This window comes from Streptomyces sp. NPDC017936, from assembly GCF_044328485.1.
Lineage (GTDB): Bacteria > Actinomycetota > Actinomycetes > Streptomycetales > Streptomycetaceae > Streptomyces.
In genome coordinates, this window is the sequence record NZ_JBIRHK010000004.1 from 275,118 (window position 1) to 287,331 (window position 12,214).

General features: G+C 73.7%; 12 protein-coding genes. 4 read left to right on the forward strand and 8 right to left on the reverse strand.

The genetic code is table 11. The features are described from left to right. Positions 1-309: 309 nt before the first annotated feature. From ACH4F6_RS10670 to ACH4F6_RS10700, 7 genes are all read right to left on the reverse strand, one after another. Positions 310-2,010, reverse strand: a complete 1,701-nt coding sequence (locus ACH4F6_RS10670; protein WP_397959562.1) for a dipeptide ABC transporter ATP-binding protein — start codon at positions 2,008-2,010, stop codon at positions 310-312. Continuing rightward, positions 2,007-3,005, reverse strand: a complete 999-nt coding sequence (locus ACH4F6_RS10675; RefSeq protein WP_397959563.1) for an ABC transporter permease — start codon at positions 3,003-3,005, stop codon at positions 2,007-2,009. The genes ACH4F6_RS10670 and ACH4F6_RS10675 overlap by 4 nt, the downstream gene beginning before the upstream one ends. Next, positions 3,002-4,156 (reverse strand): ABC transporter permease subunit, encoded by a 1,155-nt coding sequence (locus ACH4F6_RS10680; protein ID WP_397959564.1) that lies wholly within the window; start codon positions 4,154-4,156, stop codon positions 3,002-3,004. Before ACH4F6_RS10680 ends, ACH4F6_RS10675 begins: the two co-directional genes overlap by 4 nt. 4 nt (positions 4,157-4,160) lie before the next feature. After that, positions 4,161-5,879 carry an ABC transporter substrate-binding protein gene (locus ACH4F6_RS10685; RefSeq protein ID WP_397959565.1) on the reverse strand — a complete coding sequence of 573 codons (1,719 nt, stop codon included), beginning with the start codon at positions 5,877-5,879 and terminating at the stop codon, positions 4,161-4,163. Positions 5,880-6,124: 245 nt separating this feature from the next. Beyond that, the gene (locus ACH4F6_RS10690) at positions 6,125-6,220 is read right to left on the reverse strand and encodes an Ms4533A family Cys-rich leader peptide (RefSeq protein WP_397959566.1); all 96 of its coding nucleotides are present in this window, start codon (positions 6,218-6,220) and stop codon (positions 6,125-6,127) included. A gap of 57 nt (positions 6,221-6,277) precedes the next feature. Beyond that, positions 6,278-7,540 carry a DUF3152 domain-containing protein gene (locus ACH4F6_RS10695; protein WP_397959567.1) on the reverse strand — a complete coding sequence of 421 codons (1,263 nt, stop codon included), beginning with the start codon at positions 7,538-7,540 and terminating at the stop codon, positions 6,278-6,280. Positions 7,541-7,707: 167 nt separating this feature from the next. Beyond that, a complete protein-coding gene (locus ACH4F6_RS10700) occupies positions 7,708-8,739 on the reverse strand; it encodes an alpha/beta fold hydrolase (protein ID WP_397959568.1) in 1,032 nt (343 codons plus the stop codon). Between the two features lie 197 nt (positions 8,740-8,936). Between ACH4F6_RS10700 and ACH4F6_RS10705 the strand changes: the two genes are divergently transcribed. From ACH4F6_RS10705 to ACH4F6_RS10720, 4 genes are all read left to right on the forward strand, one after another. After that, positions 8,937-9,155, forward strand: a complete 219-nt coding sequence (locus ACH4F6_RS10705; protein ID WP_397959569.1) for a hypothetical protein — start codon at positions 8,937-8,939, stop codon at positions 9,153-9,155. A gap of 202 nt (positions 9,156-9,357) precedes the next feature. After that, complete coding sequence (locus tag ACH4F6_RS10710; RefSeq protein WP_397959570.1) at positions 9,358-9,999, forward strand: TetR/AcrR family transcriptional regulator; 642 nt, start codon at positions 9,358-9,360, stop codon at positions 9,997-9,999. Between the two features lie 230 nt (positions 10,000-10,229). Further along, positions 10,230-10,457: a DUF3107 domain-containing protein gene (locus tag ACH4F6_RS10715; RefSeq protein ID WP_067248221.1), complete on the forward strand. Its 228-nt coding sequence runs from the start codon at positions 10,230-10,232 to the stop codon at positions 10,455-10,457. 224 nt (positions 10,458-10,681) lie between these two features. Then, positions 10,682-10,954 (forward strand): hypothetical protein, encoded by a 273-nt coding sequence (locus ACH4F6_RS10720; RefSeq protein WP_397959571.1) that lies wholly within the window; start codon positions 10,682-10,684, stop codon positions 10,952-10,954. A gap of 238 nt (positions 10,955-11,192) precedes the next feature. On the opposite strand, the gene ACH4F6_RS10725 is transcribed toward ACH4F6_RS10720, so the two are convergent. After that, the gene (locus ACH4F6_RS10725; protein ID WP_397959573.1) at positions 11,193-11,924 is read right to left on the reverse strand and encodes a ferritin-like fold-containing protein; all 732 of its coding nucleotides are present in this window, start codon (positions 11,922-11,924) and stop codon (positions 11,193-11,195) included. Positions 11,925-12,214 lie beyond the last annotated feature (290 nt).

The window sequence follows — 12,214 nt, forward strand, 5'->3', positions numbered from 1 at the left end:
GGGGGGGCGCGCGGGGGGGGGGGGGGGGGGGGGGGGGGGGGGGGGGGGGGGGGCCCGGCGGGGGGGGGGGGGGGGGGGGGCCGCCGGGGGGGGGGGGGGGGGGGGGGGGGGGGGGGGGCCCCCCCCCCCCCCACCAAAAGGGGTGAACGGTCGTAACTTTCCCGTGCGGGTCGCGTTCCGTCGCGCTAAGAGATCAGTCGGTCGCGAAACGTCACGTCACGCCCCCGCCGGCCCCGGGAGGCCGACGGCACGGGTCCCGCCACGGAACGGGGCAGCGCCTCTCGCGGACCGGCGGCCGCCCCGCACGCGTCACACCACCGCCGGCTCCCGCCGCTCGGCGCGCCGCCGGGCGGCGGCCTCCGGGTCGAGCGCCGGCACGGCGGCCAGGAGCTGCCGGGTGTAGGGGTCGCGCGGCGTGTCGTACACCTCGTCCGCGGGGCCCTCCTCGACGACGCGGCCCCGGCGCATCACCGCGACCCGGTCGCTGACCCGGCGCACGACGGCGAGGTCGTGCGCGACGAAGACGAGGGCGAGCCCGAGTTCGCGCTGCAACGCGCCGAGCAGCGCGACCACCTGGGCCTGGGTGGTCACGTCGAGCGCGGAGACCGGCTCGTCGCAGACGATGACGTGCGGGTCGGCGGCGAGCGCCCGCGCGATGCCCACGCGCTGGCGCTGACCGCCGCTGAACTCGTGCGGGTACCGGTCGTAGTGCGCCCCTTCGAGCCCCACGCGCTCCAGGAGCTCCGTCACACGCCCCCGGATGCGCGTCTCGTCCCGTTCCCCCCGCGCGCGCAGCGGGTCCGCGACGGACTCGCCGACGCTGCGGCGGGGGTTGAGGGAGGAGACGGGGTCCTGGAAGACCATCTGCACCGCCGGGTTCACGCCCGACACCGCACGGCCCTCGTGCCGGACCTCGCCGGCCGTCGGCTCCAGCAGGCCGACCAGCATCCGTCCCAGGGTCGTCTTGCCGCTGCCGCTCTCTCCGACGATCCCCAGGGTCTCGCCCCGGCGCAGCGTCAGCGACACGCCGTCCACGGCCGCGATCGCCCGCTTCCCGCGGCCGAACTCGCGGCGCAGTCCGGTCGCCTCGAGGACGACGTCCCCGCGCGTGCCCGACCGCCGGGCGTCCCCGGGCGCGCCCGTTCCCTCCCCGCCGGCGTCGCCCGCGTCCTCCCTCGGCACCTCCCCGCGCGGGCCCGCGTCCGCCCGCCGGACGTCCACCCGCGGCACCGCTTCCAGCAGCTCCCGCGTGTAGGGCTCCGCGGGCGTCCGCAGCACCTCGCCCACCGGACCGTGCTCGACAAGCCGTCCGTGCCGCATCACCAGCACGTCGTCGACGCTCTCGGCCGCGACCCCCACGTCGTGCGTGACCAGGAGCAGTCCCATGCCGGTCTCCCCGCGCAGCGTGTGCAGCAGGTCGAGGATCTGGGCCTGCACGGTCACGTCGAGGGCGGTGGTGGGTTCGTCGGCGATCAGCAGGTCGGGCTCGCAGGCCAGGGCCATGGCGATGAGCGCGCGCTGGCGCATGCCGCCGCTGAACTCGTGGGGCCGCGACCGCGCCCGCCGGGCGGCGTCCGCAATCCCCACCCTGTCCAGGACCGCCACGGCACGCGCGCGTGCCGCGCGTCGCGACACGCGCGTGTGCACGCGGTGCACCTCGGCGATCTGGTCGCCGATGGCGTGGTACGGATCCAGGGAGGACAGCGGGTCCTGGAAGACCATCGCGGCCCTGCCGCCCCGCAGCCGCCGCAACTCCTCGTCGGAGGCGGCCAGGACGTCGGTGCCGGCGACCCGCACCGAGCCGCCGACGGTGGCCCCCGTCCCCCGGTGCAGCCCCAGCAGGGCCGAGGCGACCGTGGACTTCCCGGAGCCGGACTCCCCGACCAGACCGAGGGCGGCGCCCTTCTCCAGCCGGAAGGAGAGACCGTCGACGGCGCGCAGCGCGCCGAACTCGACGGACAGGCCGGTGACGTCGACGAGGGACGGCACGGAGGTCCCCGTTCCGCTCATGCCAGCACCACCCGTCGGTCGGCCACCGCGTACAGGACGTCCGCGACGGCGTTGGCGAGGACCACGAAGAAACCGATGACCAGGACCGTGCCGACCACGACCGGCAGGTCGACGACGTTGACCGCGTGCACCAGCTCCTGCCCGACGCCCGGCAGCCCGAAGAGGGTCTCGGTGAGCACCGCGCCGCCGACGGCCGAGCCGAAGTTGTTGGCGTTCAGGGCGATGACCGGTGCGAACGCCCCGCGCAGCGCGTGCCGCCCGATGACGGCCCGTTCGCCGACGCCGTACGCGCGGAAGGTGCGGATGTGGTCCTCGGCGAGGGTCTCCAGCATCGACGCCCGGGTCAGCCGGGCGAAGGTGGCGGCCTCGATGAGGGCGAGGGAGAGCCAGGGCAGCAGCAGGTTCCAGGCCCACTGCTCGGGGTCGTCGGTGAGGTCCACGTACTGCGGGAAGGGCAGCAGTTCCAGTTCGCCGCAGACGACGATCATCAGGACCAGGCCGATCACGAAGACGGGCGTGGCCGTACCGGCGAGGGTGACGGCGGTCAGCACGCGTTCGGTGAGCCGGCCGCGCCGCCACGCCGAGAGGACGCCGGTGCCGACGCCGAGGACCAGCCAGATCACCATCGCGCCGGAGACCAGCGACAGGCTCACCGGCAGTTTGGTGAGGATCAGCCGCGTGACCTGCTGGTCGGTCTGGTACGAGAGGCCCAGGCAGGGCGCGGGGCAGTGCTCCACGGAGGTGCCCGTCGAGTAGTCCCGGCCGACGACCAGGCCCTGGAGGAAGTGTCCGTAGCGCGTGTACAGGGGGTCGTCGAGGTGGAGTTGCTGGGCCACCTGGCGCACCTGTTCCGGGGAGCAGCGCGGGCCGCAGGTGATCTGGGCGACGTCGCCGGGGGTGACGTAGAAGACGACGTAGACGATCACCGAGATGGCGAACAGGGTGAGGACGGTGCCGGTGGCGCGGCGCAGGGCGAAGCCCGCGAAGCCGGTCATGCCGTGTCTCCCTTCTCGGCGGGCCGGGCGGGACCGGCGGGACCGGCGGGCCGGGCGGGACCGGCGGGACCGGCGGGCCGGGCGGGACCGGCGGGCCGGGCGCTCGCGGCGTCCTCGCCGCGGGCGGACCCGTCCGCCTTCGCCGCCCGGACGGCGTCCGCCCTGGTCTCCCGCCTGCGTCCCGTTCCGACCCTCAGCCGGGACGCCGCGCGCGGGTCGAGCGCGGTGCGTACCCCGTCGCCGAGGACGGTCAGCGCGAGGACGGTCACGAAGAGCGCGCCGGCGGGAAGCAGCAGGTACTGCGGTGCCGCCTGGTACCAGACGTCGGCGGCGGTGAGCATCTGTCCCCACGAGGACGTGGGCGGCTTCACGCCGACGCCGAGGAAGGACAGGGCGGCCTCGACGGTGATGTTCTGCGGCACGAGCAGCGCCGCGTAGGTGATGACGGGCGCGGCCAGCCCGGGCAGCAGCTCACGGCGGGCGACGTGCCAGGTGCCCCAGCCGCTGAGCCGGGCCGCGAGGACGTGGTCCAGCCCTTTGAGCGTCAGGGTGCGCGCGCGGACGAGTTTGGCGATGTTGCCCCAGGAGAGCAGGCCGATGACCAGGGTGACCAGCACGGGCCGGGGGAAGTCGGACGGGACGATCGCGAGCAGCGCCAACGCCATGATCATCAGCGGCAGGGCGACGAAGACGTCGGTGATCCGGCTCAACGTCTGATCGACCCAGGTGTTCCCCAGGGCGGCCGCGATCCCCAGCGTGGTGCCGATGGCGACCTGGACGACGGTCGCGGCCAGGGCGACGCCCAGCGAGACCCGGGCGCCGTGGACGAGCCGGGCGAACAGGTCGCGTCCGGTCTGCGGCTCGACGCCGAGCCAGTGCTCGCCGCTGATGCCGCCCAGCGGGCCGATGGGCACACCGCCGCGCGCGGAGTCGATGAGGGCGGGGTGGTAGGTGGTGGGGTCCTGGCCCTCCAGGGCGGTGAGCAGCGGCGCGGCGAGTGCGACCAGGACGAGCAGCGCGACGACGACGGCCGCGACGAGCGCGGCGCGCTGCGCACGCAGCCGCCGCCAGAACTGACGGGCCCCCGAGGTCCCCGGGACGGACACGGGGTCCGTCCCGGGGGCTTCGGCGGCGAGAAGTGCCTCGCTCACGGTGCTACTTCACCGCGACCTGCGAGGGGTCCAGGACGCCGTCCCAGTCGCTGATGACGATGTTGCGGACGTCCTTGCCGTACAGCCGCTTGTAGACCGGGTGGAACAGCGGGACGGTCAGCGCCTGTCCGGCGATCTTCTCGTCCAGTGCGCCCCACCTCCTGGCGGCGGCGTCGAGGTCGGTCAGCTTGTTGATCGCGTCGATCTCGGCGTTGACCGCCTTGTCGTCGAGGAAGCCGGTGTTGAAGTTCGCACCGCCCTCGACGATCTGCCGGCCGTCGAAGATCGGGGCGAGGAAGGGACCGCCGGAGGGCCAGTCGGCGCCCCAGTGCGCCAGGAAGAAGCCCGGCTCGGTCTTCACGTCGTGGATCGTGTCGGAGTAGTCGTTCTCCTCCAGGCCCTGGAGCTCGACGGTGATGCCCGCCTTCTTGAGGGCGTCCTGGATCGCGGTCGCGATCTCGGGGCCGGTCTCGAAGTCCTGGCTGTTGGAGTGGGTGAGCGTGACGGTCAGCCCGTCGGGGTGGCCCGCCGCCTTCAGCAGCTCCTTCGCCTTGGCCGGGTCGCCGGTCCGGCCGGCCGGGTACAGGTCGTAGGGCGTGTGGCCGAAGGACTCCTGGTCCGGCAGGAAGGTCGTGGCGGCCTCGGCCAGCGACGAACCGCCGGCCGCGTTGACCACCGACGACCGGTCGATGGCGTACGAGATCGCCTGCCGCACCTTGACGTCGTCGAACGGCTTCACCTTCGGGTTGAACGCGAGGTAGTCGGTGTAGCCGAAGTGACCCGTCCCGACGCGCGCGGCCAGCTCCTTGTCACCGCTGACCTTGGCGAGTTCGGCGGGACCGAGGTTGGTGTCGGTCGTGATCGCGGCGGCGTCCGCGCCCTGGGACGCGGAGAGCCGCTGGTTGATCACGGAGGAGTCCAGTCCGGACCGCACGTCGATCGTGTCCGGGTACGCCTTGCGCTCCGCGTCCGTCGAGGCGGACCAGTGGGTGTTGCGCTCGAGGGTGAGCCGCTCGCCGTCGTTCTCGTTCTTGACGACCTTGTACGGCCCGGACGAGACGGGGTGCTTCTCGTACTCGGTGCCGGTGTCCTTGGCCTTGGGCACCGGCGCGAACTGCGTCTGGGTGGCCAGGTAGGGGAACTCGCCCTCGGGCTTGTTCAGGTGGAAGACGATGGTCCGGCTGTCCGGCGTCTCGATCGAGGCGAGCCCCTTCGGGTCCTTGTACGGCCCCTGGTAGTCGGCCCCGCCGATCAGCCAGTCGCGCAGGTAGGGGGCGCCGCCGGACAGCTCGGGCGCGAAGGACCGCTCGATGCCGTACTTGATGTCGGCCGCGGTGATCGCGGTCCCGTCCTCGTACGTGAGGCCCTCCTTGAGGGTGTACGTCCACACGGTGGCGTCCTTGCTGGGGCGCCCGGTGTCGGTGGCGAGGTCGGGGACGACCTCGGTGCCGGCGGCGCCGTTCTCGCGGTTGCGCGTGGTGAGCGTGCGGAAGACCAGGGAGGGCACCTTGCCGCCGCCGGAGGTGTAGAGGCGGGCGGGGTCGAAGTCCTGCTGCGGGTTGCGGTTCAGGATCGTGAGGGTGCCGCCCCGATGGGGCTTGGAGTCGCCACCGGAGGCCTTGGCATCGTTGTCCTCCGGCCCGCAGGCGGCGGCACCCGCTGCCACCACCAGGCTGACGGATGCCGCGGCCACGCGGCGCGCTGTGAGGGACGGTTGACGCATCGGGGTGACGACCTCTCGGTTGAGGAGTCTCGACGGCCGCCGCGACGGCACCTCGGGGGCGGCCGCGACGGCGGCCCCTCTGCGTATCCCGGCAGTTGAGACGAATTGACGAGGAGTGAGACGAACGTGGGCAGGCGTCCGCCCCGGCGCCGGTCGTCGGGATGCCGCGGACGAGCCGACCGCACAGCGGCCGGGTCACGGCAGGAGGAAGGGGGGTTCGCGACGCGCGCGCCTGGGGGCGGGCGTCAGCGACAGTGGATGTCGGCCACGCAGATCGCGGTCACGCCGATGAGCGCCAGCTCGATGGCGGCGCTGCTGTCGACGGCATGACGGGACCACATGGGCAGCAAATATGGATCAACTTCCGGGGCCTGTCAACGTGGTCGGTGAGCCGTTCGTCAACTCTTCGGATAGGGCCACGGGTTGGGCCGGCAGGTGATCCCGTCGTACTCCAGGAACTTGGTCTGCTGCTGCATGACCGGCGCGAGGTCGCCGTTCTTGTCGCAGGTCACGTGGCCGTGGCCGAGCCGGTGGCCGACCTCGTGGTTGATGAGCATCTGCCGGTAGGCGAACATCGCGTCGCCGTACGTCTGCGAGCCCTGCGCCCACCGGTAGGCGTTGATCATCACGCGCTCGGTGGCGGCCGAGTCGCAGGAGACGTTGTCCTCGGTGGTGTCCAGGCCGGATTTCGCGCACCAGTCGGCGGTGGTGCCGGGGCTGGCGAGCGTGATGACGAAGTCGGGCTTGCCCGAGTGGATCCGCTCGAAGGTCCGCGCGCCGCCGTGCGCCCAACTGCGGTCGTCGTTCAGCGTCCTGTGCACGGCCTGCGCGAAGAGCTCGGCGTCGAGGCCCAGCCCCTGCTCCACGTCCACGCGGTAGGTGTACTTGCGGCCCTCGCCGGGTGCCTTGTCGACGCCGGGCACCGCGTCGAACTTCCCCGAGCCCTTGACCGTGGCGCCGAGCGCGTATCTCCGGTCCATCTTCTGCTCGTACGTCAACGGCGTCACGCCGGCCGGCGCGGACGGGCTCGGCCGGTCGTCCCCGCGCGTGGCGGCGTCGCGGGCGTCACGGGCCGCCTGGTCCGTCGTCGACTGCGCCCGGGCGGAGTCGCCGTCCCGCGCGTCGGTGACCTGACCGGCCACCACGACGGCCAGCACGGTGGTGACGGCGGCGGCCGCGATGCCGGTGAACGTCCGCCCCTTGGCGCCCTTGGCCGTCACGGGCTCGCCGCCGGGCGGCGCGTCGTCGGCGGGGGCGCCCGGCCGCGGGACCGTGTCCCGGTCGGCGACGGAGGCGTACGGGTCGCGGGAGCCGTACGCGGCGAAGGGGTCCCGCGCGCTCCCGGGCGTGGGGACGGACGCGGGTCCGCGACGCGTGAAGACGTCGTCGTCCTCGGCGAAGGCGTCGAGGTACTCCTGGCGCGGTCCGCTCCGGGCCGGCGGCCGCTGACGGGGGATCAGGGGTCCGGTTCCGCTCGCCGTGCGTCCCCTCGACCCGCCTCGGCCGGCCGCGTCTTCACGCTGCTGGGGATGACCGCCACGGACCTGCGGGAAGCCGTGCGCGGGTGTGCCGTCCGGCAGCCGGGGCGTGCCGTGGGCCGGAGTGCCGTCGGACAGCCGGGGCGTGCCGTGGGCGGGTGTGCCGTCCGGCAGCCGGGGCACGCCGCGGGCCGGCGTCCCGTCGGCGGGCCGCCCCGCCTCCTGGACACGGCCACCGTCCGCGTCCCCCCGCGGGGAACCCGGTGACCCGGGTGCCGCGCTTCCCGCACCGCGCTGCGGCGCGCTCTTGGGCGCGGGCCCGCGCCGGCTGTGGCGTCCCACGACCCCCCTCAGCTCTCCGCACCGGCGGACCGGCCGGTGCGATCGGACAACGACCCGGCGCCCCCGCCGGTTCCCGGCCGCTTCGCCGGACCCGTCCCGGCCAGCAGCTCCTTGAACGCCATGGCCACCGTATCCGGATACTCCATCATCGCCACGTGCCCGGCGTCCGGCAGGGTGAGCAGACGGGAGTCGCGGAAACTGCGCGCGGCCCGCCGGGCCATGCGGAAGCCGACGAGCTGGTCGCGGCCGCCGTAGACGAGGAGCGTCGGGGCGAGGACCCGCTCGGCCTGGCGCCACAGCCCGTGCTGGCCGCCCAGCGTGTACGCGCTGACCAGCCCGCGCGCCGAGCGCGTCATCGCGTCCCAGAAGTACGGCAGCCCCAGCCGCCGCTCCATCTCCTCCACCGCGTGGCGGAACGCCTCGGGGCCGACCCGCCCGGGATCGCCGTAGCACAGGCTCATGACGCCCCGGACGCGCTGTTCGGCCGTCCACTCGCGGGTGAACCGCGTGAAGAGCGCGGCCACGCCGGGTATGCCGAGCAGGCCCGTGGGCACCGCGGTGCGCTGCACGCGCAGCTCCGGCAGGGCGGGCGACACCAGGGTGAGCGTCCGGACCAGGTCGGGCCGGACCGCGGCCACGCGCGTGGAGACCGCGCCGCCGAGGGAGTTGCCGAAGAGGTGGACGGGCCCGCGGCCGGAGGCGTCGAGGTGGCGGATGACGGCACGCGCGTGTGCCGTCACGGAGTAGTCGCCGTCGTCCGGCGGCGGGGAGTCGCCGAAGCCGGGCAGGTCGACGGCCTCGCTCTCGACGACCCCGTCGAGCAGCGCCATCAGCGCGGACCAGTTCTGCGAGGAACCACCGAGTCCGTGCACGTACAGCGCGGGTTCGAGCCCGTCGCGCGCGGGCGGCCTGGAGCGGACGGTGAGGGTGACGCCCGGGAGTCCGACCGATCGGAGCCGCTCGCCCTCGGCGACCCGGACGGACGCCGCCTTCGGCAGCACACTGGTGGGCGGCACGGACGGCAGCTCGGTCGACGACATGCCGCAATGTTACGAGACGATCACGTCCGGTCCGGTGTGTCCGCCGTCACAGAAGCCCGGTGGACGCGGTGACGATGGCGAGCCGATTCGCGGGCACATCGCATAGCGTCCGCAAAGGGTGTCTCCTAGGCTCGTACCGAGGGCACCCGCGTGTGAACCCTGCATCTTCAGGGACGTTCGTAGGAAGGGAGCCCACCATGGCCATCGACCCCACCGACCCCGAGACGTTCGAGGACGAGGACGACGCCACGGAGTTCGACGTCGAGGCCCCGGAGAACGACGCCGCCGAGCAGCAGGCGGACCTCGCGCCGGGGCGCGACGACCCGCTGGAGGGCGTCGATCCCGCCCGGGCGAACGAGGCCGACCTCGTCGAGCAGGCCCGCGTCGTCTCGCTCGACGAGGACGACTACCGCTGACGAGCGGCACCGCACGCCTGCCCGGACCCGGCGGCGAGAGGGCGGGATTCTGCCCTCAACGCCCCGGTTTGAAACCTTCCGCATGGCTTTTGCGATCGTCCGGTCCGTGAAATTCTGCGCTCGCACCGCGCGCGGCACGGTTACCGAAAAGTACGATGGCGGCGCGGCGGCACACCGCAAGAGGACGACTTTGGGAGGCGGCGTGACAGCCATCGAGCAAACTGAGGCGGCGCGCCCGCGAGGCACGCGCCTGCCGCGCCGTGCCCGACGGAACCAGCTGCTGGGCGCCGCCCAGGAAGTCTTCGTCGCGCAGGGCTACCACGCGGCCGCGATGGACGACATCGCCGAGCGTGCCGGCGTCAGCAAGCCGGTGCTCTACCAGCACTTCCCGGGCAAGCTCGACCTCTACCTCGCCCTGCTGGACCAGCACTGCGAGTCGCTCATCCAGGCCGTGCGGCGCGCGCTCGCCTCGACGAGCGACAACAAGCAGCGCGTCCGGGCCACCATGGACGCGTACTTCGCCTACGTCGAGGACGAGGGCGGCGCCTTCCGGCTGGTCTTCGAGTCCGACCTGACGAACGAGCCCGCGGTGCGCGAGCGCGTCGACAAGGTCACCAACGAGTGCGCCGAGGCGATCTGCGACGTCATCGCCGAGGACACGGGCCTCTCGCGGGCGGAGTCCATGCTGCTGGCCTCCGGTCTCGGCGGTCTCGCCCAGGTGGTGGCCCGCTCCTGGCTGCACAGCGACCGCAGCGTCCCGCGCGACGAGGCGGTGCAGCTGCTGGCCTCCCTGGCCTGGCGCGGGATCGCCGGCTTCCCGCTGCACGGCAGCGAACAGCACTGACACGCCGCCGCACGGCGCCGGGCGGACCGTCCGGTGCCGCACGGCGCCGGACCGCACCCGGTCCGCCTCCCGTGGCGCCGGGCGGGCCGCACGCCCCTCGGCCGTTTGTTCCCGTCCGGTGTTCGCTCCTGGCGTGGACGACCGCGCGGTGTCCGTCCCCTCACCGGGCTAATGTGTGCAGCGTACGGCGCGGACGCCCGCGCACCACTGACCGTCGGAGGGACATAGCCGTGGAGGTCAAGATCGGCGTGCAGCACGCGCCCCGCGAGATCGTTCTGGAGAGCGGTCAGACTCCCGAGGAGGTCGAGCGCGTGGTGGCCGATGCCCTGGCCGGCAAGTCGCAGCTGCTCAGCCTCGTGGACCAGCACGGCCGCAAGGTCCTGGTTCCGGCCGATCGCCTGGCCTACGTCGAGCTGGGCGAGCCCGCCCCGCGCAAGGTGGGCTTCGGCGCTCTCTGAGGGACGCACGGGGAAGGGCCCGGCGGCCGCAGCGGCCGCCGGGCCCTTCCCGCTTTCCCCCCCGGCGTCGTCGACGCCCCCTCCCCGGCGGCGCCTCCGCCCCCTCGACGGGATCTCCGCGGAAGGCACACGGCTCATCCCCACGGGGGGATTGCCTTCCGCAGGTCACGGGTATGACGGGCTACGACTTCGATGCACAGCCCGGCCGTCTGGGAGGGACCCGCATGATCTTGGAAGCGCTCGGCTCCGCTGTGCTCGGCCTGGTCCTCGCGTGGGCGGCGGTCCAACGCCTGTCCCACCGGCTCCCCACGCCCACCCTGGTGTACGCCACGGGCGTGGCCGGAGCCCTGTTCGGTGACTTCGTCACCCACAGCGCGCTGGGCCCCGGACCGGCCGCCCTGGTGAGCCTCCTCGGCGCGGCGGTCGTCGCCGCCGCCTCGCTCTCGCTGCTGCTGCGCCCCGCGGGCCGCCTCCGGCGACGATCCGCGCCGGCGTGACGACCGGCGCACGAACCGTCCATAGGCGCGCGGCCCGTGACACCTCCTGGTGACCGGCCGCGTGACACCCGCCGACGACCGGACCCGCAACGCCTTCGGGCAGCCGGCCCCGCGGCGCCCGCGGGCGCCCGGTGCCGTGACGCCTCCGGTCGCCGGTCCACGACGCCGTCGAGCGCGCACCCCGCGGTCCCGGGCGGGCCGGTCCGCCGGCCCCCGGTGACTCCCGCGGGCGGCGGTCTCAGGCGGCCAGCCCCAGCGCCGCCATCCGCTTGGTGTGCGCCTCGGTGATCCGCGAGAACATCCGGCCGACCTCCGCGAGGTCGAAGCCGTCCGCGACACCGCCCACGAGCATCGTCGACAACGCGTCCCGGTCCGCGACCACCCGCTGCGACTGCGACAGCGCCTCGCCCATCAGCCGCCGCGCCCACAGCGCGAGGCGCCCGCCCACGCGCGGATCGGCGTCGATCGCCGCGCGCACCCGGTCGACGGCGAAGCCGGCGTGCCCGGTGTCGTCGAGCACGGCCAGCACCAGGGCGCGGGTGTCGGAGTCCAGGCGCACGGCGACCTCGCGGTAGAAGTCGCTGGCGATCGAGTCGCCGACATAGGCCTTGACCAGGCCCTCCAGCCAGTCCGAGGGGGCCGTCTGCCGGTGGAAGCCGTCGAGCGCGGCGACGAACGGCTCCATCGCGCCCGTGGGCTCCTCGCCGATCTCCGTGAGCCGGTCGCGCAGCCGCTCGAAGTGGTGGAACTCGGCCGACGCCATCTTCGCCAGCTCCGCCTTGTCCTCCAGCGAGGGCGCCAGCTTGGCGTCCTCGGCGAGCCGTTCGAACGCCGCCAGCTCGCCGTACGCGAGCGCGCCGAGCAGGTCGACGACGGCGGCCCGGTACTGGGGGTCCGTGGAGGCGGTCGCCCAGTCCTGCGCTGCGATACCGGTGTTCTCAGGCTTGTCAGAGGTCGTCATGAAGCGCACAATAGCCCGCTCGCCGCATGACGGAAGTCCCTGGTCAGTCAGTGTGAGCACAACGACCCGACTGACCGTCCCCGTCGGTGTGACAACCACAACGTGACCGAATCGGCCGTCGCATGTGCGCGGATCCGGGGTATGGTGGTAATACGCCTGTTGGGTACGCCTCCGTATCCCGCCAGGCCGCACGTATGAGGATGCCCGGTCGGTGGCCCGATCGGCTCCGACCCGACAGCCCTCCCTGACCGTACGGCACTGTGCGTACGACGATCGGAGGGAACCCTCAGCGGTACGAG

Excerpts from the sequence above, each read along its gene's own strand:
- ACH4F6_RS10670 (WP_397959562.1), bottom strand. The coding sequence starts at position 2,010 with ATGAGCGGAACGGGGACCTCCGTGCCGTCCCTCGTCGACGTCACCGGC.
- ACH4F6_RS10675 (WP_397959563.1), bottom strand. The coding sequence starts at position 3,005 with ATGACCGGCTTCGCGGGCTTCGCCCTGCGCCGCGCCACCGGCACCGTC.
- ACH4F6_RS10685 (WP_397959565.1), bottom strand. The coding sequence starts at position 5,879 with ATGCGTCAACCGTCCCTCACAGCGCGCCGCGTGGCCGCGGCATCCGTC.
- ACH4F6_RS10690 (WP_397959566.1), bottom strand. The coding sequence starts at position 6,220 with ATGTGGTCCCGTCATGCCGTCGACAGCAGCGCCGCCATCGAGCTGGCG.
- ACH4F6_RS10700 (WP_397959568.1), bottom strand. The coding sequence starts at position 8,739 with ATGTCGTCGACCGAGCTGCCGTCCGTGCCGCCCACCAGTGTGCTGCCG.
- ACH4F6_RS10705 (WP_397959569.1), top strand. The coding sequence starts at position 8,937 with ATGGCCATCGACCCCACCGACCCCGAGACGTTCGAGGACGAGGACGAC.
- ACH4F6_RS10720 (WP_397959571.1), top strand. The coding sequence starts at position 10,682 with ATGATCTTGGAAGCGCTCGGCTCCGCTGTGCTCGGCCTGGTCCTCGCG.